General features: G+C 41.9%; 27 protein-coding genes. 26 read left to right on the top strand and 1 reads right to left on the bottom strand.

From position 1 onward, the window contains the following. Positions 1 to 2 precede the first annotated feature (2 nt). The 25 genes from D6855_RS13295 (at position 3) to D6855_RS13175 (ending at position 22,009) form a co-directional block, all read left to right on the top strand. Complete coding sequence (locus D6855_RS13295) at positions 3 to 1,088, top strand: glycoside hydrolase family 25 protein (protein ID WP_120741901.1); 1,086 nt, start codon at positions 3 to 5, stop codon at positions 1,086 to 1,088. Between the two features lies 1 nt (position 1,089). Continuing rightward, positions 1,090 to 1,956 (top strand): AraC family transcriptional regulator, encoded by an 867-nt coding sequence (locus D6855_RS13290; protein ID WP_120741899.1) that lies wholly within the window; start codon positions 1,090 to 1,092, stop codon positions 1,954 to 1,956. 79 nt (positions 1,957 to 2,035) lie between these two features. Then, the gene (gene ylxM, locus D6855_RS13285; RefSeq protein WP_199712452.1) at positions 2,036 to 2,377 is read left to right on the top strand and encodes a YlxM family DNA-binding protein; all 342 of its coding nucleotides are present in this window, start codon (positions 2,036 to 2,038) and stop codon (positions 2,375 to 2,377) included. Continuing rightward, entirely contained in the window at positions 2,377 to 3,759 is a 1,383-nt protein-coding gene (gene ffh / locus D6855_RS13280; RefSeq protein ID WP_120741895.1) for a signal recognition particle protein, read from the top strand. Before ylxM ends, ffh begins: the two co-directional genes overlap by 1 nt. Before the next feature lie 79 nt (positions 3,760 to 3,838). Then, the gene (gene rpsP, locus D6855_RS13275; protein WP_022777217.1) at positions 3,839 to 4,084 is read left to right on the top strand and encodes a 30S ribosomal protein S16; all 246 of its coding nucleotides are present in this window, start codon (positions 3,839 to 3,841) and stop codon (positions 4,082 to 4,084) included. A gap of 46 nt (positions 4,085 to 4,130) precedes the next feature. Beyond that, positions 4,131 to 4,358 (top strand): KH domain-containing protein, encoded by a 228-nt coding sequence (locus D6855_RS13270; protein WP_120741893.1) that lies wholly within the window; start codon positions 4,131 to 4,133, stop codon positions 4,356 to 4,358. A gap of 64 nt (positions 4,359 to 4,422) precedes the next feature. Then, positions 4,423 to 5,199, top strand: a complete 777-nt coding sequence (trmD, locus tag D6855_RS13265; RefSeq protein ID WP_120741891.1) for a tRNA (guanosine(37)-N1)-methyltransferase TrmD — start codon at positions 4,423 to 4,425, stop codon at positions 5,197 to 5,199. Further along, positions 5,196 to 5,708, top strand: coding sequence for a ribosome maturation factor RimM (rimM, locus tag D6855_RS13260; protein WP_120741889.1), 513 nt, complete (start codon positions 5,196 to 5,198; stop codon positions 5,706 to 5,708). The genes trmD and rimM overlap by 4 nt, the downstream gene beginning before the upstream one ends. 98 nt (positions 5,709 to 5,806) lie before the next feature. Beyond that, positions 5,807 to 6,583, top strand: a complete 777-nt coding sequence (gene udp / locus D6855_RS13255; protein ID WP_120741887.1) for a uridine phosphorylase — start codon at positions 5,807 to 5,809, stop codon at positions 6,581 to 6,583. A gap of 48 nt (positions 6,584 to 6,631) precedes the next feature. Further along, positions 6,632 to 7,852 carry a BMP family lipoprotein gene (locus D6855_RS13250; protein WP_120741885.1) on the top strand — a complete coding sequence of 407 codons (1,221 nt, stop codon included), beginning with the start codon at positions 6,632 to 6,634 and terminating at the stop codon, positions 7,850 to 7,852. 93 nt (positions 7,853 to 7,945) lie between these two features. Further along, entirely contained in the window at positions 7,946 to 9,496 is a 1,551-nt protein-coding gene (locus D6855_RS13245) for an ABC transporter ATP-binding protein (protein ID WP_243111938.1), read from the top strand. Further along, on the top strand, positions 9,496 to 10,632 hold the full coding sequence (locus tag D6855_RS13240; RefSeq protein ID WP_120741883.1) for an ABC transporter permease: 1,137 nt from the start codon (positions 9,496 to 9,498) through the stop codon (positions 10,630 to 10,632). Before D6855_RS13245 ends, D6855_RS13240 begins: the two co-directional genes overlap by 1 nt. Then, a complete protein-coding gene (locus tag D6855_RS13235; RefSeq protein WP_120741881.1) occupies positions 10,632 to 11,573 on the top strand; it encodes an ABC transporter permease in 942 nt (313 codons plus the stop codon). Before D6855_RS13240 ends, D6855_RS13235 begins: the two co-directional genes overlap by 1 nt. A gap of 71 nt (positions 11,574 to 11,644) precedes the next feature. Next, a complete protein-coding gene (gene cdd / locus D6855_RS13230) occupies positions 11,645 to 12,064 on the top strand; it encodes a cytidine deaminase (protein ID WP_330546968.1) in 420 nt (139 codons plus the stop codon). Between the two features lie 104 nt (positions 12,065 to 12,168). Then, a complete protein-coding gene (gene rplS, locus D6855_RS13225) occupies positions 12,169 to 12,519 on the top strand; it encodes a 50S ribosomal protein L19 (RefSeq protein WP_120741879.1) in 351 nt (116 codons plus the stop codon). A 75-nt stretch (positions 12,520 to 12,594) separates the two neighbouring features. Then, entirely contained in the window at positions 12,595 to 13,194 is a 600-nt protein-coding gene (lepB, locus tag D6855_RS13220) for a signal peptidase I (RefSeq protein ID WP_120741877.1), read from the top strand. 14 nt (positions 13,195 to 13,208) lie between these two features. Next, positions 13,209 to 14,084: a ribosome biogenesis GTPase YlqF gene (gene ylqF, locus D6855_RS13215; RefSeq protein ID WP_120741875.1), complete on the top strand. Its 876-nt coding sequence runs from the start codon at positions 13,209 to 13,211 to the stop codon at positions 14,082 to 14,084. 36 nt (positions 14,085 to 14,120) lie between these two features. Continuing rightward, positions 14,121 to 14,654 (top strand): signal peptidase I, encoded by a 534-nt coding sequence (gene lepB, locus D6855_RS13210; protein WP_120741873.1) that lies wholly within the window; start codon positions 14,121 to 14,123, stop codon positions 14,652 to 14,654. Further along, positions 14,654 to 15,415, top strand: a complete 762-nt coding sequence (locus tag D6855_RS13205; protein ID WP_120742106.1) for a ribonuclease HII — start codon at positions 14,654 to 14,656, stop codon at positions 15,413 to 15,415. The genes lepB (D6855_RS13210) and D6855_RS13205 overlap by 1 nt, the downstream gene beginning before the upstream one ends. Beyond that, positions 15,412 to 17,136: a flagellar hook-length control protein FliK gene (fliK, locus tag D6855_RS13200; protein ID WP_120741871.1), complete on the top strand. Its 1,725-nt coding sequence runs from the start codon at positions 15,412 to 15,414 to the stop codon at positions 17,134 to 17,136. Before D6855_RS13205 ends, fliK begins: the two co-directional genes overlap by 4 nt. Positions 17,137 to 17,148: 12 nt before the next feature. Continuing rightward, on the top strand, positions 17,149 to 17,451 hold the full coding sequence (locus tag D6855_RS13195) for an EscU/YscU/HrcU family type III secretion system export apparatus switch protein (RefSeq protein WP_120741869.1): 303 nt from the start codon (positions 17,149 to 17,151) through the stop codon (positions 17,449 to 17,451). A 13-nt stretch (positions 17,452 to 17,464) separates the two neighbouring features. Then, on the top strand, positions 17,465 to 17,830 hold the full coding sequence (locus tag D6855_RS13190; RefSeq protein ID WP_243111936.1) for a YraN family protein: 366 nt from the start codon (positions 17,465 to 17,467) through the stop codon (positions 17,828 to 17,830). A gap of 15 nt (positions 17,831 to 17,845) precedes the next feature. Continuing rightward, a complete protein-coding gene (gene pgeF / locus D6855_RS13185) occupies positions 17,846 to 18,715 on the top strand; it encodes a peptidoglycan editing factor PgeF (protein WP_120741865.1) in 870 nt (289 codons plus the stop codon). A 103-nt stretch (positions 18,716 to 18,818) separates the two neighbouring features. Beyond that, positions 18,819 to 19,514 carry a response regulator transcription factor gene (locus tag D6855_RS13180; protein ID WP_120741863.1) on the top strand — a complete coding sequence of 232 codons (696 nt, stop codon included), beginning with the start codon at positions 18,819 to 18,821 and terminating at the stop codon, positions 19,512 to 19,514. Further along, a complete protein-coding gene (locus D6855_RS13175; RefSeq protein ID WP_120741861.1) occupies positions 19,511 to 22,009 on the top strand; it encodes a sensor histidine kinase in 2,499 nt (832 codons plus the stop codon). The genes D6855_RS13180 and D6855_RS13175 overlap by 4 nt, the downstream gene beginning before the upstream one ends. A gap of 58 nt (positions 22,010 to 22,067) precedes the next feature. On the opposite strand, the gene D6855_RS13170 is transcribed toward D6855_RS13175, so the two are convergent. Then, on the bottom strand, positions 22,068 to 23,264 hold the full coding sequence (locus D6855_RS13170; RefSeq protein ID WP_120741859.1) for a ribose-phosphate pyrophosphokinase: 1,197 nt from the start codon (positions 23,262 to 23,264) through the stop codon (positions 22,068 to 22,070). A 145-nt stretch (positions 23,265 to 23,409) separates the two neighbouring features. On the opposite strand from D6855_RS13170, the gene D6855_RS13165 reads away from it, so the two are divergent. Further along, positions 23,410 to 24,753 (top strand): DUF512 domain-containing protein, encoded by a 1,344-nt coding sequence (locus D6855_RS13165; protein ID WP_120741857.1) that lies wholly within the window; start codon positions 23,410 to 23,412, stop codon positions 24,751 to 24,753. The last annotated feature ends 2 nt before the right edge of the window (positions 24,754 to 24,755 follow it).

Below are 24,755 nucleotides of genomic sequence, written 5' to 3'. Positions count from 1 at the left end.
GCATGAATAATTCCTTAGACACAAGAGAGCGCCGAGGCGTTAGAAATACACACAACATCATTTCAATCATCTTTTTGAGCCTTGTTGCTTTGATGGGTCTTTCCCTCAGCATCGTGCTTCTTATTAAGAATGCATCTTTGCAGAGACAGGAAGATGCCGTTCAGAGCGAACTTGATGCGCTTAATGCTGAAGGCTACTATACAGAGGCTGAGGCAAAAGAGCTTGTGGAGACCGTCAAGATCGAAACTGAGGAAAATACCAGAAACTCCATCAGAAACATGATACAGGAAAAGCTTGAGAATGGGGACGGTGCTACATCGGCTATCAGATCTCTTTTCCCAGATCAGATCGTTGTAGCAAGTTCTGGAAGATATTACTTCTTCCCAATATCAGATAAGATTGAGCATCACGGCTTTGAGGAAGCAGACTTCGAGGTTGGAGATGACGGATTTCTTGAATATGTGGGCGACGACTCAACTGTAGAAGCTAAAAATGGCATCGATGTGTCAAGATTCCAGGGCAGTATTGACTGGGAGAAGGTTGCCAAAGCAGGCGTAGATTTTGCAATTGTAAGAGCAGGTCTTCGCGGAACCACAGAAGGTAAGCTTCTTGTTGACGACTGCTTTGAGGATAACGTTCTTGGAGCTACTGAGAATGGCATCGATGTAGGAGTGTACTTCTATTCACAGGCTGTCAACGAAGAAGAGGCTAAAGAAGAGGTTCAGATGATCCTTGACCTCATAGAGCCCTATGATATCACGTATCCTGTTGTTATTGATGTTGAGTCTGCTGAGTCTGATTCAGCCAGAACAGCCAATCTTTCAACCGATGATTATGAGCTTGTTGTAGAGACCTTCTGCAAGACGGTTAAACAGGCTGGTTATACACCAATGATCTACGGCAATGTTAAGAGCTTTACGCTTCTTATGGATGCTGAAGATGTTGATAAATATGATATCTGGATCGCTTACTATGGCCTTCCTTTGTATTATCCATATCATTTCAATATGTGGCAGTACACATCAACTGGAAGAGTTGATGGAATTGATGGAGATGTCGACCTTAATATCTGTATAACGGACTACTAGAATGGACGAGCACTTTAACGCTTCTTTATCCTACGAAGCATACGAGCAGAAGGGGTATCTTAACGAGGATTTTCACTTCTTTCACATAAAGAGCAGTGAGAACGTGGATATTCCTTATCACTATCACGATTTTCATAAACTGATCCTTGTGTTATCCGGGGATGCGAAATATATGATCGAAGGGCTGGAGTACGAACTTAAGCCCTTCGATTTTGTGCTTGTAAAGAGGCTTAGTATCCATAAGCCTGTCTGGAACAATGACAGCAGGGATAACCAGTATGACAGGATGATACTGTACCTTAAGGATGAATTTCTTATGCAATATGGTCTTCTTGACTGTTTCAAGGAGGCAACAGCTAAAAAGAGCAGCGTGGTAAGATTCCAGGCAAGCATCAGTTCCAGGATCTATGATGCATTTAAGAAGCTTGAGACTGATATAAAAGAACAGGACAGTCAGTACAGGGGAGAGCTAAAAACAAGACTTGACCTTATAAATGCTCTACTGATGTTCAATGAGGCCTGCCTGACTGAGAAGAACTGTTTTGATACTTCAGCAAGATATAACAGGAAGATCATTGAGATCATCGACTATATAAATGCTAATCTTGCTTATAATCTGTCCATAGACAGTCTTGCGGACCATTTCTATATGAGCAAGTACCACATGATGAGGCTATTTAAGAATGAGACTGGCTATTCAATACACAGATATATCTCGGAAAAGAGAATTCTCCTTGCCAGAGACTATATCAGCCAGGGAATGGCAGCAACTACAGCATGTCTTGAATGCGGATTCAGGGATTACTCATCCTTTAGCAGAGCATTTAAGAACCAGCTTGGAATATTACCGTCAGAGATAAGATTTTAGGTGTCAAGAAAAAATACTTGACACTTATTTTCTTTTTGGTTATTATACTCATTGTGCATAAATATGGGTGAGGTTCATTATGGAGAAAATCGTTGAGCAGGGCCTTCTGTATGATTTCTATGGCGAACTCTTAACAGAACATCAAAAACAGATATATGAAGCTGCTGTATATAACGACATGTCTCTTACTGAGATAGCTGATGAGCATGGTATCAGCAAGCAGGGCGTACATGACCTCATTAAGAGATGCACCAAAACGCTTCAGAGCTATGAAGACAAGCTTCATATGATCAGGCGTTTTGAAGCTATCAAATCCCAGGCTGAGGAACTTAAGAAGGCATCCGGACAGGATGTGGATGCTGACAAGCTAAGGGAGATAGCACAGCATATCTCTGATAACATTTTAGAGGAGCTCACTTAATGGCTTTTGAGAGTCTTACAGATAAACTACAAAATGTATTTAAGGGCCTTAAGGGCAAGGGACGTCTTTCTGAAGAGGATGTCAAGGCTGCTCTGAAGGAAGTCAAGATGGCTCTTTTAGAGGCCGACGTAAGCTTTAAGGTTGTTAAACAGTTCATTTCTTCTGTACAGGAGAGAGCTGTTGGTGAGGATGTTTTAAACGGCCTTAACCCAGGACAGATGGTTATCAAGATCGTTAATGAAGAGATGACATCTCTCATGGGATCAGAGACCACTGAGCTTAGCCTTTTGCCAGTTAATGAGATCACTGTGATCATGATGTGTGGTCTTCAGGGTGCTGGTAAGACAACAACCGCTGCCAAGATAGCAGGTAAGCTTAAGCTCAAGGGCAGGAAGCCGCTTCTTGTAGCCTGTGACGTATACAGACCTGCTGCTATTGAACAGCTGCGTGTAAATGCCAGCAAGCAGGAAGTTGATTTCTTTGAAATGGGCTCAGATGTAAGCCCGGTTGATATTGCCAAGGCCAGCCTTGAACAGGCCAAGAAGGCAGGCAATAATGTTGTTTTGATTGATACAGCTGGTCGTCTTCAGATTGACGAAGATATGATGAATGAGCTGATCAATATAAAGGAAGCGGTCACAGTACATCAGACCCTTCTTGTTGTAGATGCCATGACCGGTCAGGAAGCAGTAAATGTAGCTTCTGAGTTTAATGACAAGGTTGGCGTCGATGGAATCATCCTCTCCAAGATGGATGGTGATTCAAGAGGTGGTGCAGCTCTTTCAACCAAGGCTGTAACCGGTAAGCCTATTCTCTATGTTGGTATGGGTGAGAAACTTTCAGATCTTGAGCAGTTCTACCCTGACAGAATGGCCAGCAGGATTCTTGGAATGGGCGATGTCCTTAGTCTTATCGACAAGGCTGTAGAAGCACAGCAGCAGATGGACGAGGCAAAAGAAAAAGAGATGGCCCAGAAGATGAAAAAGGGCAAGCTCGATTTCGAAATGTACCTTGAGAGCATGAAGCAGATGAGAAACATGGGTGGTCTTGGTGCCATCATGGGAATGCTTCCCGGAATGGGCAAGATTGGTGAAGATCAGCTTCCTGATGAGAAGGAACTTGCAAGGCTTGAAGCAATTGTTCTTTCCATGACTCCGGAAGAGCGTAAAAATCCCAAGCTCATGAGCCCTCAGAGGAAATTCAGGATTGCCAAGGGTTCAGGCAATGATATCGCCGCAGTTAACCGCTTCATCAAACAGTTCGAGCAGATGAATAAGATGATGAAACAGATGCCAGGCCTTATGGGCGGCAAGAGACGCGGAATGGGCAAGTTTGGCGGATTCCCTGGAATGGGCGGATTCGGCGGCAACAAATTCTTTTGATATGTCTATGCAGCAGTAGCTGTTTGATACATATAAAAACTAAAACAATAATTTAATTTATTTAATGGAGGACATTAAAATGGCAGTAAAGATCAGATTAAAGAGAATTGGTAAGAAGAAGGTTCCTTTCTACAGAATCATCGTTTCAGATTCAAAGTTCCCTGTACAGGGTAAGTTCATCGAGGAGATCGGAACATACGATCCTAACACAGATCCTAGCACAGTAAAGGTTGACGAGGAGCTCGCTAAGAAGTGGCTTTCAAACGGAGCTCAGCCTACAGAGTCTGTTGCAAAGCTCTTCAAGCAGGCCGGCATTCAGAAATAAACATTTCTGATTTGATTTATCATTCAAATTTGCCGGAGGTGGATAAGTGAAAGAATTAGTTGAAGTTATCGCAAAGGCCCTTGTCGATAATCCGGACGAAGTTGTAGTAACCGAGAAAAAAGACGGGCGTAATATTATGATCGAGCTTCATGTTGCACCTTCAGACATGGGCAAGGTAATAGGCAAACAGGGCCGTATTGCCAAGGCAATCCGCGCCGTTGTTAAGGCTGCATCAACAAGAGAAGATGTTAAGGTTGATGTTGAAATAGTATAATATTAGAGCCGAATAAGGTATATACTTTATTCGGCTCTTTATTACATTTACTTTTAGGAGTAATATGAATTTCCATATAATGACTCTTTTCCCTGAGATGGTTGAGCAGGGCCTTAAGACCAGTATAACTGGAAGGGCTGAAGAGAAGGGACTTATTTCCTTCAATGCTGTAAACATCAGGGATTATTCTAATGACAATAAACATCACAAGGTTGATGATTATACATATGGTGGCGGTGCTGGTATGCTAATGCAGGCACAGCCTATATACGACTGCTTCCTTGCTATCAGGGATTCTGTTAAGGGACTATCCAAGGACAAGAAGCTAAGAGTCGTTTATGTAACTCCTCAGGGAAGTGTCTTTGATCAGAAAATGGCAGCTGACCTTGCTAAAGAGGAGGAACTTGTTTTTCTTTGTGGACACTACGAGGGCGTTGATGAGAGAGTTCTGGAAGAGATAGTTACAGACTACGTTTCTATTGGCGACTATGTACTGACAGGAGGAGAGCTTCCTGCCATGGTCATGATAGATGCAATCTCAAGACTTGTGCCAGGGGTTCTTAACAACGATGAATCAGCCATGACAGAGAGTTTTGCGGGCGGCCTTTTGGAATATCCACAGTATTCAAGACCTGAGGAGTGGATGGGCAAAAAAGTGCCAGCGATTCTTTTGTCAGGAGACCATAAAAAGGTTGATGAATGGCGTCTTGAACAGTCTATCTTAAGGACTAGGGAGAGAAGACCGGATCTTTATGAGAAGTGGGTTTTGGAAAACCCGCCCAAGGAAGAGAAAAAGAAACGCAGGAAACGTAGAAGTAATCAGGAAGAGGATAATCAATGACAGACAGATTTCAGGTTGGCGTAATAGCATCTACACATGGGCTTCAGGGAGAGGTTAATGTATTTCCCACCACTGAGGATCCATCAAGGTTCAAAAAGCTTAAGCAGGTTGTTCTTCATACCCAGAGGGGAGAAGAGCTTCTTTTGGATGTTCAGAGTGCCAGATTCTTCAAAAAGTTTGTTATTGTTAAATTTAAGCAGTTCAATAATATCAACGAAGTCGAGAAGTTCAGAGGATGCGAACTTACCATCGACCGCAAAGATGCGATAAAGCTCGAGGATGGGGAATACTACTGTGCAGATCTTATCGGGCTTATGATCGTGGATGAGGACGATAATGAGCTTGGAACTCTTACTGAGATTCTTCAGACTGGCGCCAATGACGTATACGAGATGACCAGGAAGGACTCTGAAGAGAAGATATATATTCCTGCAATTAAGGATTGCGTTAAGAAAATTGACATTGAAGGCAGAAAAATCGTCATTCATGTAATGGATGGTCTTCTTTAAAAATTAAGTGACTTTTCTTATTAAATGCCTTATAATGTTTAAGTAAATATTTAGTGTATGAAAATATCTTTATACAAGATATTGGGGTGAGGATTCTAATGGTAGATTATACTGAGGGAGCTGGATATCAGTATCATACTCATGTTGGCCCGGGAGATGTGGGCAGATATGTACTTTTGACTGGTGATCCAGGAAGATGTGAATCTATTTCAAAACTTTTTGATAATCCCAAGTTTGTTGCTTATAATAGAGAATACAACTGCTATACAGGTTACCTTAACGGTGAGAAGGTAAGCGTTATCTCACATGGCATTGGCGGAGCATCAACAGCCATCTGTGTTGAGGAGCTTGCCAAGTGTGGTGCTGATACCTTTATCAGGATGGGAACATCCGGTGGTATGCAGGATGATGTTGTCGGAGGTGATATTGTCATCGCATCTGGCGCTATCCGTGCTGAGGGCACTTCCAAGGAGTACGCACCTATCGAGTATCCTGCTGTAGCTTCTTTTGATGTAGTTAATGCGCTTGTTAACGGAGCTAAAAAGGCTGGTGCCAATTATCATGTTGGTGTGGCTCAGTGCAAGGATTCATTCTTTGGACAGCATGAGCCTGAGACCAAGCCTGTAGGCCCTGATCTTTTGTATAAATGGGACGCATGGATCAAATGTGGTTGTCTGTGTTCCGAAATGGAGAGCTCAACATTATTTATTGTGGGTAGTTACTTAAGGATCCGCACAGGAGCAGTTCTTCTTGTTGTTGCCAATCAGGAGAGGGCTAAAAAAGGTCTTCCCAACCCACAGGTACACGACATGGATATGGTCTACAAGACCACTATCGAGGCTGTAAAAGAGCTCATTAATTTGGATAAAGCCTGAATAAGGTTTTATTATACATTTCATATCTTTTTATAATGGAGGGAAATTATGAAAAAGAAGATTTTAGCAGTTCTTATGGCTGCAACAATGGTAGCTTCTCTTGCTGCTTGTGGCGAGAGCGCTCCTGCAACAACTGATACTACAGAAGCAACTGAGGCAGCTCCAGCTGAGACAGCTGAGACTCCAGCAGAGCCAGCAGCTGAGGCAGAGGCTCCTGCAGAGGCAACTGACATGAAGGTTGCTATGGTAACTGACTACGGCGATATCACAGACCAGTCATTCAACCAGTCAACATACGAGGCTTGCAAGGCTTTCGGTGAGGCTAATGGCGTAGATTTCACATACTACAAGCCAGAAGGCGATTCAGACGCTGAGAGAGTAGCTATGATCGACAAGGCTGTAGCTGATGGATTCAATGTAATCGTTATGCCTGGTTACGCTTTCGCTGGCGCTATCAAAGAGACAGCTGAGATGTATCCTGACATCAAGTTCGTAGCTCTTGACGTTTCTGAGTACGACCTTGAGGGTGATTCTTCAGACTTCAACAACAAGACATATGACAACGTATTCTCAGCAGTATATCAGGAAGAGCTTCCTGGATACATGGCTGGTTACGCAGCAGTAAAGATGGGCTACACAAAGCTTGGTTTCCTTGGCGGTATGGCAGTTCCTGCTGTTATCCGTTATGGTTATGGTTTCGTACAGGGTGCTGACGCTGCAGCTGCAGAGATCGGTGCTGACGTAGAGATCAACTACGCTTATGGTAACCAGTTCTACGGTGATTCTGATATCACAGCTGCTATGGACACATGGTACCAGGGCGGCACAGAGGTTGTATTCGCTTGTGGTGGTGGTATCTTCACATCAGCTGGTGAGGCTGCTGCTAAGGTAAACGGCAAGGTTATCGGTGTTGACGTTGACCAGGCTGCAACAATCGATGGAATGTTCGGTAAGGGCATGACAATCACATCAGCTCAGAAGGGTCTTCAGGCAACTGTAAATACTCTTCTTTCAGCTATCAGAGATAACCAGTGGGAGAACTTTGCAGGACAGATCCAGAACCTTGGTCTTGTATCTGCTGATGATCTTACACTTAACTATGTATCACTTGCTGATTCAACAGTTTGGACAGATACATTCACAGCTGATGATTACAAGCAGCTCGTTGCTGATATGGTAAGCGGTAAGATTTCTGTATCTAACGATTCTTCAGCTGAGGAACCTTCAGCTACAACAGCTAAGATCAACTTCCAGGGCAACATCAAATAATATTGCGCGCTTGCGCTTTTCAGGGGCCGGCAGATTCATAGTCTTCCGGCCTTTTTTCAAAAATAAATTTATGAGGGTATGGAGGAGGTATCAATGGCAGAAAATAGTAATAGTGAATATGCTATTGAAATGCTGAACATTACCAAGAGATTCCCAGGAATTGTAGCTAATGACAATGTTACAATTCAGCTCAAGAAAGGTGAGATACATGCACTGCTTGGAGAGAACGGTGCAGGTAAGTCAACTTTAATGAGTGTGCTCTTTGGACTTTATCAGGCTGAAGAAGGTATCATCAAAAAAGACGGCAAGGAAGTTAAGATCAACAATCCTAACGATGCTAACGACCTTGGAATAGGAATGGTACACCAGCATTTCAAGCTTGTTCAGTGTTTTACAGTACTGGACAACATTATTCTTGGTGTTGAGTCTACCAAACACGGAATTCTTCAGAAGGAAGAGGCCAAGAAAAAGGTTCTTGAGCTTTCTGAGAAGTATGGACTTAAAGTAGATCCTGATGCAAAGATCGAGGATATTACTGTTGGTATGCAGCAGAGAACTGAGATTCTTAAGATGCTGTACAGAGACAATGAGATCCTTATCTTTGATGAGCCTACAGCGGTTCTTACGCCTGCTGAGATCGATGAGCTTATGGAGATCATGAGAAACCTTGCAAAAGAAGGTAAGTCAATTCTGTTTATTTCTCATAAGCTTGCTGAGATCATGGCAGTTGCTGACAGATGTAGTGTTCTTAGAAGAGGTAAGTACATCGGAACAGTTAATATTGCTGATACCGATCAGAACGAGCTCAGTAGAATGATGGTTGGACGTGACGTTCAGCTTGTTGCTACCAAGGAAGACAAGGAACCTGGTGATGTGATCCTTCATGTTGTGAACATGACAGTTCCAAGTAAGCTCCATCACAACAATGCTGTTAAGAACGTTTCTTTTGATGTCAGATCAGGAGAGATTGTTTGTATAGCTGGTATCGATGGTAATGGTCAGACAGAGCTTGTCTATGGACTTTCCGGTCTTGAGAACTGCACAACAGGCAAGATCACTCTTTCTGGCAAGGATATCACTCATGCATCCATCAGAGAGAGATCAACAAGTGGTATGAGCCATATCCCTGAGGACAGACATAAACATGGTCTTGTAATGGATTATTCACTGGCTTATAACCTTGTTCTTCAGAGATACTTTGAGCCTGAGTTCTCAACCAAATCCGGCTTCCTTAAAAAGGCAGCTATCAATTCATATGCAGATAAGCTCATTGAGCAATACGATATCAGATCCGGACAGGGAGCTCCAACAATTGCCCGCTCCATGTCAGGTGGTAACCAGCAGAAGGCTATCATCGCAAGAGAGATCGATAAAAACCCTGATCTTCTCATTGCGGTTCAGCCAACCAGAGGCCTTGACGTAGGAGCTATCGAGTATATCCACAAACAGCTCATTGCTCAGAGAGATGCTGGTCACGCAGTTCTTCTTGTTTCACTGGAACTTGAAGAGGTTATGAGTATTTCTGACAGAATCCTTGTTATGTACGAGGGTGAAATAGTAGGAGAATTTGATCCTAAGGTAACAACTCCTGAAGAGCTTGGTCTCTACATGGCAGGAGCTAAGAGAAAGGAGGTAACAGCATAATGGGTTCATCTGGTAAGTCATCAGAAAGCTTCTTATCAAAGCCAGCTGTACAGTCCATTTTAGCTGCTATTCTCTGCATCATCATCGGACTCTTAGTTGGTTACATAGCACTTCTTATCATTGATCCAAAGGGTGCTACAGAAGCTATTATCACTATTCTCAAGAACTACTTTACTTATCCTACCAAAGCAGCAGCAATGAAGTACCTTGGTAACACTCTTGTTAAGGCAGCACCACTTCTTATGTGCGCTCTTTCAATTCAGTTCTGTTACCAGGCAGGCCTTTTCAATATCGGTGCTGCAGGACAGTATGTAGCTGGAGCAGGTGCATCACTTTTCTTCGCACTGGTTCTTAAGATGCCATGGTTTGTTTGCCTTTTGGCAGCTCTCATTGCAGGCGGTATCTTTGGTATTGTAGTAGGTATTTTGAAATCTTACCTCAACGTTAACGAGGTTATTTCAGGAATCATGCTTAACTGGATCGGTCTTTATTCTGTTAACATGCTTCTTTCTGGGGTAAAAGAGACAGCCAGCCCCTACACAGTACAGATCGCAAGTGTTAATGAGAAGGCGCTCCTTCCATCTCTTGGACTTGAAAAGCTCTTTTCAAACAACAAGTATGTAACTATTGCGATTCCTCTTGCATTTATTGTTGCTATTATCTTAAAGATAATCCTTACCAAGACTGTATTTGGTTATGAGATCAAGGCTACAGGTATTGCCAAGGATGCTGCTAAATACAGCGGAATGAAAGAGAAGAGGAATGTTATAATAACACTCTTTATTGGCGGCGCACTTGCTGGTATTGGTGCAGCGTTCCTGTTCCTTACAGGATATGAGCAGTGGTCTGTAACACAGTCATCAGTTCCTTCAATGGGATTCAATGGTATCGCTGCTACATTCCTTGGAGGTCTGGATCCAATAGGAACGATCTTTGCTTCCTACTTTATCCAGCACATCACCAGTGGTGGTTCGTACCTTGACAAGAATATCTATCCTTCACAGATTTCAGACTTTATTTCAGCTATCATCATCTATCTGTGCGGATTCGTTCTTTTCTTCAAGCTGTATCTGAATAACTACCTCAGAAACAGACAGGAGAAGGCAAAAGAAAGAAAAGAAGGAGGTAAAAGATAATGGTATTACTTATTCAGTACACTCTTTTATTTGCTTCAGTTCTTATCCTTGTAGCCCTTGGTGGTTGTTTCTCAGAGCACTCAGGTGTTATCAACCTGGGACTTGAAGGAATAATGGTTATCGGAGCCCTTGGTGGTGCTCTTACACTTAAGTACATTTCACCTAATACTCCGGCATTTCTTATTGTGCTGGCAGTTATTGCGGCAGCGGTAGTATCTGGCGTTGTTTATTCAGTACTTCTTGCTGTTGCATGTATCAACCTTAAGGCTGATCAGACCCTTGTTGGAACAGCTCTTAACATGCTTGCTGCAGCAGCTGCAACAGTTATTGTTAAGTCAATCAATATCGCTGAGAACCCTGACAACGTTTCTTCTACTGTACAATACGTTCAGACCAAGAAGGCTCTTGTTGTTACTATCGGTTCATTCCAGTTCAACTGGTTCATGCTGGTAGCTCTTATCGCTCTTATTCTTGCTTATGTAGTTCTCTACAAGACTAAGTTTGGTCTTCGCCTTATGGCCTGCGGTGAGCATCCTCAGGCTGCAGACAGTGTAGGTATCAATGTTTACACTATGCGCTGGGCAGGCGTTCTTATCTCAGGTATGCTTGCTGGAATCGGTGGTATTGTATATATCACAGCTGGCGTAAGTGAGTGGAAGTTTGAGGTAGGTGTTGCTGGTTTTGGTTTCCTTGCTCTTGCGGTTATGATCTTTGGTCAGTGGAAACCAATAAACATCGGACTTGCAGCGCTTCTGTTTGGATTCTTCAGAGCTCTGTCTAACGTATATTCAGGCTTTGATTTCCTGGCAGCTCTCAATATTCCAGGATCTGTCTACAACATGATGCCTTACATTATTTCACTTATCGTTCTTGCATTTACATCATCTAATTCAAGAGCGCCTAAGGCAGAAGGTATTCCTTACGACAAGGGATCAAGATAATAAAAAAGATTTTCCCCGCCTGTATGGGCGGGGAATTTAGACTCTTTATATTTTGGGAAAGATAATTATTTATGGATATTAACGTACAGGAACTTATTAAAACAGCCCTTGAGATGAGAAAGATGAGCTATACTCCATATTCTCATTTCAATGTTGGAGCAGCACTTCTTTCAAAGGATGGTCAGATCTATACTGGCTGCAATATTGAAAATGCTGCATTTACACCAACAAACTGCGCTGAGAGAACAGCTTTTTTCAAGGCTGTAAGCGAAGGCGTCAAGGATTTTGCAGCAATTGCCATAGCTGGTGGTCCGGATGGCTCTGATCCAGTTGATTTTTGCCCACCATGCGGCGTTTGCAGACAGGTTATGAGTGAGTTCTGTCATGATGATTTTCAGATTATCATGGCTAAATCATTAACTGAATATAAGATTGTAACACTGCCTGAATCAGTTCCAGACAGATTTGGACCAAAAGATCTTTTGGGTTGACTTTATACTGTATTTTGTGTTATATTATAGTGCGTTGTGATAATCAGACGGTCCTCTGGCATATTGATTATGTATAAGAACGTCCATAGAATAGGAGAAGAAATATGAGTACAATTATCCAGGAGCTCGAGAAAGAGCAGCTGAACGCTAACGCACCAGTATTCAATACAGGTGACACAGTAAGAGTTCACGCTAAGATCAAGGAAGGAAACCGTGAGAGAGTTCAGGTTTTCGAAGGAACTGTTAAGAAGATTCAGGGCGGCAGCAACCGTACAACTTTCACGGTAAGAAAAGAGTCTTACGGTGTTGGCGTTGAGAAGACATGGCCACTTCACTCACCTATCGTTGAGAAGGTTGAGGTTGTTAGAAGAGGTAAGGTAAGAAGAGCTAAGCTGAACTACCTTAAGGGACTTACAGGTAAGAAGGCTAAGGTTAAGGAGCTTGTTACCAGATAATTTGTTTTTTAAAGGGCAGTTACGTTTAGTAATTGCCCTTTTTAAAATTCTATAAAGACATATTATGAGGACTCTATGAGATCAAGGAAGAATTATCTTACTTTTAATCAAAAGAAAAAGAGAATAACCCCAAAGCTTATTAGAGAAATCTTTTCATGGCTCTCCATAACTATTGCAGCAGTGTTTATTGCTGGTGCTCTTGTATTCTTTTTCGGAATGCAGGTAATGGTTATTGGTGATTCGATGGAGCCACTTCTTTCAAATGGACAAAAGGTTCTGGTTGACAGAGCGCTGGCTAAGATTATCAGCCCTAAAACCGGAGATGTTGTTGTCTTCTTACCAAATGGTAATACCAATTCCCATTACTATGTAAAAAGAATAGTCGCCAAGGCTGGAGATACAGTGCAGATAATTGATGGCGCTTTGTATATCAATGATGAAGCAGCTGATGAAGATGACGACTATTTTGATAAAATGGAAGATGCAGGAATTGCATCTAACCCTATAAAGCTTAAGAGCGGAGAATACTTTGTTCTTGGCGATAACCGAAACAGCAGTGAAGATTCCAGAAGTGCTAATATTGGAATCGTTAGTGATTCAATGATTGTTGGTAAGGCCTGGTTTAAATTTGCTCATGAAGAAGCACATTTTGGCCCAATACTTAACAACTATTAAGGATAGGTGATCATATGAATTATCAATGGTACCCTGGTCATATGACAAAAGCTATCAGAATGATGCAGGAGAACATCAAACTGATAGATATCATAATTGAACTTACAGATGCAAGGATCCCGGCTTCTGGCAGGAATCCTGACATTGATGAGCTTGGCAAGAATAAGTTCAGACTTATTATCCTCAATAAGGCTGATCTTGCAGATCCTGCCATTACCAAGAAATGGAAGGAATTCTATGAAGCTCAGGGAAACTTTGTTCTTGAGATGAACTCCAAGACCGGCAATGAAGCAGGCAAGGTCAAGGATGTTGTTCAGAGCGCCTGTGCAGAGAAGATTGAGAGAGATAAGAAGCGAGGAATAGTAGGAAGGCCGATAAGGGCTATGGTTGCAGGTATTCCTAATGTGGGTAAATCAACATTTATCAACAAACTCGCTGGAAGAGCATCTGCCAAAACAGGCAATAAGCCCGGCGTTACCAAGGGTAAGCAGTGGATATCACTTGGTAAGAACATGCAGCTGCTTGATACTCCAGGTATTTTGTGGCCCAAGTTTGAAGACCAGGAGGTTGGCCTTCACCTGGCACTTATCGGTTCCATGAACGATGAGAACCTTGATACTGTGGAGCTTGCATGTGAGCTTATAAAAGTATTAGATAAATACTACCCCGGAGTTATAAAAGAGAAGTATAATATAAGTGAGGAACAGCTTATAAAGTTTGAGGAAGAGCAGTATGCTACCAAGCTTAGCGCAGTGCTTTCAGCCATAGCTGAAAACAGGAAGCTTATTAAGCAGGGAGCAGTTCCAGATATAGACAGAGCCAGTGCACTTCTTCTTGATGATTTTAGAAACGGAAGACTTGGAAGGCTGTCCTTAGAAAGACCAGAATAAAACTAGTGCTTTTTCTGCACTGAAAGAGAGACTGACATGAGTAAAGTATTAAAAGAAATACTTAGTACACTTCTTTATCTGCTAGTAATTTTTGGACTTACATTTTTGTTTATCACTTTTGTGGCCCAGAGAACAGAGGTAAGTGGTTCTTCAATGGCACCTACACTTCAGGATGGAGATTCGCTTATAGTTGATAAGCTCTCCTACAGGTTCATTGAGCCTCACAGATATGACATTGTTATTTTCCCTTATCAGTATGGCAATAATCAGTTCTTTATTAAGAGAGTCATTGGACTTCCTGGTGAGAGAGTAAGGGTTGATTTTGATGGCAATATATTCATCAATGATGCCAAGCTTATCGAGAACTACGGAGCAGAGGTGATCCTTGATCCAGGCAGAGCAGAAACAGAAATACTCCTTGGGGAAAATGAGTATTTTGTCATGGGGGATAACAGAAATCACAGTATGGATAGCCGTGATATTTCTGTAGGCAACATCAATAAGAAAGATATTTTAGGTAAAGCCTTTATTCGTATTTATCCATTTTCACAATTTGGGGGAGTTGAATGATGCAGTCACTTTCAGACATCAAGGGGATATTACAGACATCACAGTCGGAGCAGGAACTTAAATCCTTTATTGATACATACAGCTTGGATGAAAGAGCCGGTGTCAGAAAACTTGTTGAAAGTGCCCTCAAAAAGATAGATTCTATCGAAAAAGAAAAGAAGCGTACCTATGAAATGTACTGGTACGAGCGTGAATATCAGGACTGTGGACTTTTGTGCGGAATTGATGAAGTAGGCAGAGGTCCACTAGCGGGTCCAGTCTATGCAGCAGCTGTAATTCTTAAGCCTGACTGCCCTTTGTTATATCTAAATGATTCCAAGAAATTATCCGAAAAAAAGAGAGAAGAGCTTTATGATGTCATCATGGAGGAAGCTGTCAGCGTAAGCATCGGCTTTTCTACCTGTGAGCGCATTGATGAGATCAACATCTTAAATGCTACTTACGAGGCAATGACTAAGGCTGTTAACGGATTAAGCGAAAAGCCAGGAGCTCTTTTGATAGATGCAGTTCATATTCCACAGCTTGAAATGTTCAAGCAGGTATCAATCATTAAAGGTGATGCCAAGAGTGCATCCATAGCTGCTGCCAGCATCATAGCCAAGGTTACCAGAGACCGTGTCATGAAGGAAATGGCTATTAAGTATCCTGAGTATGGATTTGATTCCAATAAGGGATATGGCAGCGAAGCGCACATTGCAGCTCTTAAGAAATATGGACCTTGCGAGATACACAGACGATCCTTCATAGGAAATTTTGTATGAGTATAATTGGCGGCGTATCACAGCAGAATACTAACATTATCATTGATGGTAGCAGCGTTAAAAGCCAGGAGGCAGCATCTCAGGCCCCCGAACTTAAAGCTGGAGCTACTATTCAGGGTACTGTTGTGTCCATTACTGATACAAGTGAAGGTAAGATTGCCACAATAAATGTCGGGGACGCTGCTATTTCTGCAAAGCTTCAGGATGGCATGGGCCTTAGAGAGGGTCAGACTCTAAACTTCAATGTCCGTTCAGTAGGTCAGGGCGGAGTTTCCATTACTCCTTTATACGAGAATACATCCATAGATCAGAGCACATTAAAAGCCTTAACAGCTGCCGGAATCGAGATAAACAACGATACCATTCAGATGGTTAAGGACATGATGTCTGCATCCCTGCCAATTAACAAGGATGCTCTTGTTGAGATGAATAAATCTCTGTCTTCATATCCAAATACTTCTGTAACAACTCTTGTGGAAATGAAGAGTCTTAATATCCCAATTGATGATAAGAACATCGCCCAGTTCGAGAGCTACAAGAACTATGAGCACCAGGTTACTTCTACCATGGAGAGCATTATAGATGAGATGCCAAGTGCTTTTTCTGAGCTTATGGCTTCGGGAAAAGAGACAGAGGCTCTTGATCTTTATGGCTCAGTCCTTAAGCTCTTTGGTAACGAGATAGAAGCTTCCGATGAAGGCGCCGCAATAAAAGAGCAGGCACCAATTTCAAGTGCACTTGTGGATGCAGAAGAAGTAATACAGGAGCAGAATCCTGAGACTGCTGCAAAGGCGTCGGCAAATGCTGATCCTAAAGAGGTATTGGAGAACACTACAAATCCAGAGCAGTCCCCAGGCGCTCTTTCAGATAAGTTTGTTGAAAACCTGAAAAGCCTTGGTATATCTGATAAAGCAATAAATACATATAATGAGGTGCTAAAAGAGACTGCTACAGTAAATATCGCGGAAAACCCTGAACAGGCAGCAAAGCTTGAGGATGCGCAGAAAGCTCTTTTAAAAGAGTTATCGAAAGCTTTCGAGGAGGCTGACCTTAAAAATTCTGCTGAATCTACAGCCTGGAAAAATATCTTTTCCAATAAGGATTATACCAGGCTCCTTAAGGACAATATGTCCTCTCAGTGGCATTTAAAGCCCCTTGATGTTGAACATAAGGAGAATATCGATAACCTTTATCAGAGGCTCAGCAATCAGGCTAAAGGTCTGACTGAAGCCATAAACCAGAATCTTGGTGCTGAGAGTAAGCTTGCTCAGTCTGCAAATAACCTTCAGAACAATCTGGACTTTATGAATCAGCTCAATCAGATGTTCCAGTATGTCCAGCTTCCTCTGCAGATGGCTGGTCAGAATGTTCATGGAGACCTCTATGTTTACAGGAATAAAAACAAGAAGATGAGTGAAGATGGATCTGTAAGTGCAGCTCTCCATCTTGATATGGAAAATCTTGGCCCTGTAGATGTTTATGTAAAGCTCCTTGATACCAAGGTGACCACTAACTTCTATGTGGCCGATGACAGTGTAATCGATCTTATAAACGACAATATTCATATTCTAAATGAACGACTTGAAAAAAGAGGCTACACCATGAATGCTACATTAAAGCTTCATGATGATATGGATGGGCAGGATGCAGCGGTTGATGAGATGCTAAGTGTCTCTAAAACCCCTATTTTGTCCACGAATTCATTTGATGCCAGAGCTTAAGGGACTATAAATATGGCTGACAAAGATGAAAAGCAAAAAGTGAAGACCGCCGTAGCCCTTGGCTATGATCCCAATGAAGATGGTGCACCTAAGGTAATAGCTTCCGGACGAGGAGCTATAGCTGAGAGGATCATTGATCAGGCCAAGGAAAACAAGATTCCGGTTCACGAGGATGACAAGCTTGCTGATACGCTCTCAAGACTAGAGATTGGCGAGATGATCCCTCCTGAGCTTTATGAAGTTGTGGCTGAAATCCTGGTGTTTGTAGATGCTATGGATAAGATTAAGGCAAAAGACAGATCAAAAGGAAAGTAACAGGTTTAAATATTTGAACAAAAGAGTTATTGGCAACACCAATGAGGATCTTGCCTGCAATTATCTTAAAGAGCATGGATGCAGGATCCTTGAGAGAAATTTTCGATGCAAGCTCGGAGAAATAGATATTATTGCAAGGGATGGCCCTTACCTGTGTTTCATTGAGGTGAAATATCGAAAAGATAACAGCTTTGGAGCACCCCAGGAAGCTGTAAACTATTCAAAACGCAGACGCATTTCTAGTGTCTCCAGATTCTATCTATATTCTAAAAAGATTTCTTTTGATTCCCCTATACGTTATGATGTAATTGCGGTATGTGCTTCTGAAGGCATGCTTACATTTGAATGGATAAAGAATGCATTCGACTATTGCAACTAAAAAGGACAGGCAGATATGAGTAATATACAGATTAAAAGATATGGCAATGAACATACTATGGAGCTTAGGGACCACAATGGTCTTAAATACCTTGTTTTTCCAAAGATAGAAGAACTTGGAGTTGTTGATCACCTCTTTAGCACCAGGATCGGAGGAGTATCCAAAGGCTGTTTTGCAGAGACCAACTTAAGCTACACAAGAGGCGACGACAAGGAAGCTGTTGATGAGAACTACAGGCTTGTTGCAGATGCACTTGGACATGGAAGGACCCTCGATGACTTTGTCTGCACCTTCCAGACCCATACAACAAACGTAAAGGTCATTACTGAAGAGGACAGAGGAAAAGGCCCTAAGATCCAGAGAGATTACACGGATATAGATGGTCTTGTTACCAATGTCCCGGGCATAATTCTTGGAACCTTTCATGCAGACTGCCCTCCGGTATTTTTCATTGACCCTGTAAAAAGAGCTATCGGCTTATCCCACTCTGGCTGGAAGGGCACTAAAGGAAGGATCTCAGCCAAAACCATAGAAAAGATGCATGAAAACTATGGTACAGAAAGCTCAGACCTTATCTGCGCGATTGGACCTTCAATCTGTGGCCCGTGTTATGAGATCGGAGAAGATGTGGCAAAAGAGTTTAAGGAAGTATTTACAGAAGATGAGCTTAAAGATAATGAGCTTCTTGTGCCATATCCAAATGGAAAATACAGGCTTTATCTTTGGAATGTTATAAGATATACCCTGCTTCAAAGTGGCGTAAAAAGCGAGAATATTATTGTCACAGACATCTGCACAAGATGTAATCCGGAGCTTCTGTTTTCCCACAGAGTTCATGGAGAAAAGAGGGGAAATCTGTGCGCATTTTTATCTATCAAACAATAATTGACGAATATTCGTACATTTCTTAAGAAATCTTAAGAAATTTCGACGGTAAATCTTAAGATTTAGATGATTTAATAGTATTAGTAAGATATGTGAGGACGATATGGAAAACATTTTAGTATGCGATGACGACAAGGAAATAGTTGATGCCATTGAGATCTATCTTGAGCAGGAGGGCTTTAATGTCTATAAGGCCTATGACGGAGAAGAGGGACTTTCTGTTCTGAGAAGAAACCAGATACATCTGGCTATAGTAGATATCATGATGCCTAAGATTGATGGTATCCATCTGGTAAAAGAGCTAAGGAACTTTTCAACTATTCCGGTTATCTTTCTCTCAGCAAAATCTGAGGACTCTGATAAGATCCTTGGGCTTAATATTGGCGCAGATGACTATGTGACCAAACCCTTTAACCCATTGGAGCTTGTGGCAAGAGTTAAGAGTAATGTGAGAAGATATACTACCCTTGGTAAGATCGTTGAAAAAGACAACGTCTATTCTTCTGGGGGACTTGTTGTTGATGACAATGCTAAGACAGTTACCGTATATGGGGAATCAATAAGGCTTACTCCAATCGAGTACAAGATCCTGGCTTTCCTTGCCAAGAACAAAGGAAAAGTCTATTCCATCGACCAGATATATGAAAACATCTGGGGAGATTTCTCTGTCCGCACAGATAATACTATCGCCGTACATATCAGACATATCAGAGAAAAAATAGAAGTTGATCCAAGAGAACCCAAGTTCCTTAAGGTTGTATGGGGCGTTGGATACAAGATCGAGGAAGACGTTAAATGAAAAAGAATGCAGGAAAATTCAGGACGCTTAGGCTCATTCAGCATGTGCTGGCAGCAATCATAGCTTTTGTTGTGGCATATTCCTTTGCTGGATCCAGCATAATGATAAACGGAATTAACGGTTATCAGTCCTACAATCTCTATGAATCAGACAGAAACAGGGATTATGAAGGTTCATATCTGTTCAACAATATCCTTGGAAACAACGTTTCTGATGTATTAAGACACGTAGCCATAAGGACTCAGCTTGAAACAGATGGTCATTATGATGACAAAAAGAAGATCGATGTAACAGCTTATGTAAACAGAGGAGCAACTTTATCTGGAGACTACATTACAGCTGTGTATTATCTTTCCGATCTTCTTAAGTGGGCTCAGGGCGGATTTAATTACGAGACCAAGAATTTCACCCAGGAGCAGAGTGCTAATTTCCTAAACAGTGCAACTACATATACCCATCTAAAGAGCAATGCGTTTTCAGGTGGTATGAACTCATACTTAAACTCCCAGATAGATGGAAACAGTATCACCTTCTCAGTATCTGGAAATACAGTCCCCTCAGATGGTGAGCACACATACCTTATTTCCAGATATCAGACCGCAGATGGCAAAAACATTGAAGATATTGTTTCTACCTGGGAGGAGTACAACCTTCTGTGTTCATACGTAGAAGAGGCAGCAAAAGATCTTTTGGCCAACTACGAGGAGTACAATAACACTGCAGCATATTATGACTACCTGAACACAAACCTTCGCTACTATATAACAAGAACTGTTAATGGCAAGACCAGTGTGTTCACTAATGTACCTGAACTTTCCAAGGAGACCACAGGTAAAGACATTAAGAGTATTTTTGAAGGTTATGGTAAGTATATCTATTACTGTCCATACGAGATAAGCTATGAGACCAACACTCTTATCAAGGAAAATGTTGTAAGGTCTATCCTTAAATCTTACAGCTATGCTTATCCAGACCAGATCAAGCTCTATATTGCAGTTGATACCAATACATATCCTGTAGAGGATTCATTTGTAGAAGGTAAGGTAAGCTTTGCAAGATACATGCCATACAGGACTCAGGTCTACGTAATTGGCGTAATTTCTGCACTTATATATGTGGTTCTTACAGTTATTTATCTTCACCTTCAAAAGAAGGAAATTGTATCAGATATTGTCAGGGCAAGAGAAGAGAATATGCCAGTAGCGGACGCTTCCAAGGGTCTTTATACAGAGGTTATAGCCCTTATCGGACTGGCTATAATGGTGATTCCGGTAATAGTATTTAGTGCATGCTATGTTCTTATCAGGACAAGCGAGCTTTGGACAAACGGATTTGTACCATATATCTGTGCAGTCATAGGCTTTTTGGCAAGCATTGGCCTGTTGTTTATGATCTACACACTTGCTAAAAAGGCTATTCATAAGACTCTTTGGAAAGAGAGCCTTTTAAGGGCGATAATTGGCGGAACCAGAAACCTTATCACCAATGCTACAGATAACGGCAATGTGATAATAAGAAGCTGGATCCCTTACGTATTCTTTGTGGCATTTAACATTATACTGTTCAGACTTGGAATTGCCGGGATACTTGTGGCTGCATGCTTTGACATTCTTGTAGGAATTTACAGATACAGACAGAACCTTGACAGAGACAAGATCATTGGCGTTATCGAGAATATCAAAAATGGCAATGTTAAGGACAAGGTAAATGTTGAGAATCTCCATTCAGACAACATAAGGCTAGCAGAAGCTGTTAACTCCATTGGTGAAGGTATAGACAGGGCAGTAAATACCAGTATGAAGGACGAGAAGCTTAAGGCTGATCTTATCACCAATGTTTCTCACGACATCAAGACTCCTCTTACATCTATCATCAACTATGTAGACCTTCTTAAGAGGGAAGATATAGCTAACGACAGGGCAAAAGAGTACATCGAAGTCCTTGATGTTAAGTCTCAGAAATTAAAGCAGCTCACAGAAGATCTTGTGGAGGCATCCAAGATCAGTTCTGGAAATATCAGTATCGAGCTTACCAGGATCAATTTCGTTGAGCTTGTTAACCAGACAATTGGTGAGTTCTACGAGAAGCTTGAAAAGAGTGATCTCCAGGTGATATTTAAGCCGCAGCAGCAGGATATGAGCATCATGGCTGATGCAAGGCACCTGTGGAGAGTTATTGAGAATCTTCTAAACAATGTCTGCAAGTATGCTCTTGCTGGAACCAGAGTATATCTTGATATGATTTATGAAGATAAAGAAGGGGCAGATAAGAAGGTAGTGTTCTCAATCAAGAACATTTCAGCATCTGAGCTCAACATCGATGCCACAGAGCTTACTGAGAGATTCATAAGAGGCGATGTATCAAGAACCACAGAGGGCAGTGGACTTGGTCTTTCAATAGCCAAGAACCTTACTGTGGCTCAGGGCGGAGACTTTGATATAAGACTTGATGGAGATCTGTTTAAAGTAATTATCAGATTTGACGCAGCCAGGTAAATGAGCAAAAAGAAAACTCCGGGACATTTAGAATGTTCCGGAGTTATTTTTATTTGGATTACTCATAAAGTTCAGGAGCGATGAGCCCGTTGTTGTACTTTTCAACAATCTCGTGAATCTTGTCTGTTGGCATATTAACTGTTGACATTGATGCATCGTGATTAAGGAAGTCGATGATAGTAGCAAGGAACTTACCCATATCAGCAATGAAGATGTAGTCACGGGACTTGATCTCGTCGTTCATGTAAGTGAGATTAGTAGTAATAACTGCATCAAAGTACTTGTTTTCATAGCCTTCATCGAATTTCTTCATGCCATCGGTGAAAAGACCAAATGTTGTACAGATGAATACTCGTTTTGCACCCATGTTCTTGAGCTGCTTGGCTGTATCGATCATTGATGATCCGGATGAGATCATATCGTCGATTACAATAACGTCTCTGCCGTGGATATCAGAGCCAAGGAATTCGTGGGCAACAATAGGATTTGAACCATTAACGATGTGAGCGTAGTCACGTCTCTTGTAGAACATTCCTGTGTCTGCGCCAATTACGTTTGCAAAGTAAACAGCTCTGTCCAAAGCGCCTTCATCAGGGCTTATTACGGTAAGGTGATCCTTATCAACTGTAAGGTCATCTATGCGGGATAGAAGAGCCTTCATAAACTGATAGGATGCAAGGAAGTTATCAAAACCGCCAAGTGGCTTGGCGTTGGAAATTCTTGGGTCGTGGGCATCAAAGGTAATAAAGTTTGAGATTCCCATGTCGTGAAGCTCTTTAAACATCTGAGCTGCATCAAGGGACTCCATTCCGGATCTCTTGTGCTGTCTTCCTTCATAGAGGAAAGGCATGATTACATTTATTCTCTTGGCTTTACCTGTGATAGCACCGATAACTCTTTTCAAATCCTGGTAATGATCATCAGGGGATTTGTGATTGACGTAATCATACATCTTATAAGTGATGCTGTAGTTGCAGACATCAGTAAGGATGTATACGTCATTACCTCTTACAGACTGATTGATCGTGGCCTTGGCTTCTCCACTTCCAAATCTGTCGAGAGAGTAGTCTATCTTGTAGGAATCTCTTACATAGCGATGAAAAGCAGGATCAGCTTCAGGCATAGAATAGAGATTGTGCCTGAATTCAGCGATGTACTTATCAACACTGTCGCCAAGACTCTTGGCAGATTCCATAACTATAAGATTAAGTGGTGCTACTGGGATTAAACTTTCTAACTGATGAAAATCAGGCATTTTAGCCCCTTTCTTAGAAAACGAGAATTTGACTCTAACTACTTAGCCATTATCATATATATCACCTGTTGTGCTGACACGTCAAGGAATTTCATGTATAATATCAAATGGATTATTGCGAAGAAAATTAAGATAGGAAACACTTATGAACAAAAATAAAAGCCACATTATCGGGGCTGTTCTTCCAGACAGTATTGCTGATGAACTTGGTATTGAACCCGGTGATGAGCTTCTTGAAATAAATAATGAAAAAATAACGGATATTTTTGACTATCAGTTCCTTGTCCATGATGAACACCTGGATATTCTCATCAGGAAAGCTGACGGAGAAGAATGGCTCCTTGATGTGGACAAGGACTTTGATGAGGATCTAGGAATAGAGTTTGAAAACGGGCTTATGGATGACTATAAGTCCTGCAGTAATAAATGTATCTTCTGCTTTATTGATCAGATGCCTAAGGGCATGCGTGACACATTGTATTTTAAGGATGATGACAGCAGGCTCTCTTTCCTTCAGGGCAACTATGTTACGCTTACAAACATGTCCGATGCAGACATAGACAGGATCCTTAAATATCACCTTTCACCAATCAATGTCTCTTTTCAGACGACCAATCCCGAGCTTCGCTGCAAGATGCTGGGCAACAGGTTTGCTGGAGAAGCCCTTAAGAAGGTGGACAGGCTCTGTGAAAGGGATTCCGGAATTGAGCTAAATGGTCAGATTGTCCTGTGTAAGGGCGTCAACGACGGAAAAGAGCTGGAGAGGTCCATTAGTGACCTTTCTAAATATATACCAAATCTCCAGAGCGTATCTGTAGTTCCTGTAGGACTTTCAAAATACCGTGATGGTCTGTATCCTTTAGAGCCCTTTAACAGTGAGGACGCTAAAGAGGTGATCGATCTGATCGAGTCCTGGCAGAAAAAGATATACGATGAACATGGAATTCACTTTATCCATGCCAGTGACGAGTGGTATTTCCTTGCAGGAAGGCCATTCCCGGAGGCTGAGAGGTACGACGGATATATTCAGCTTGAAAACGGTGTTGGTATGATGAGGCTTCTCATCAATGAATTTGATGAGGGCTTTGATGAGATCCTTTCAGAGCGTAAGGATGATATAGATAAGATAAACAGACATATTTCAGTAGCTACCGGAAGGCTTGTGTATCCCTGCATCAAGGCCATGGCAGATAAGGCCATGAGCGTTTGTACTGGACTTAAGATAGATGTCTATGAGATAATAAACGAGTTTTTTGGAGAAAAGATCACGGTATCAGGCCTCCTTACAGGCCAGGACATCATAGGGCAGCTTAAGGGCAAAGACCTTGGGGATGAGCTCTTTTTACCGGTCAATCTCCTAAGGAGCGGCGAAGACTACCTTCTTGACGATGTCAGGATATGCGACATCGAGAGGGAACTTAATATCAAAGTAGGAATAAGCAGTGGCGATGGCTACGGTCTTGTTTCAGATTTCTTTGGACTAGATTAAAG

This window comes from Butyrivibrio sp. CB08, assembly GCF_003625485.1.
In the GTDB taxonomy this organism is placed as follows: domain Bacteria; phylum Bacillota; class Clostridia; order Lachnospirales; family Lachnospiraceae; genus Butyrivibrio.
The sequence above is the reverse complement of the archived record's forward strand: the minus strand, read 5'-3'. Positions and strand labels throughout refer to the sequence as shown.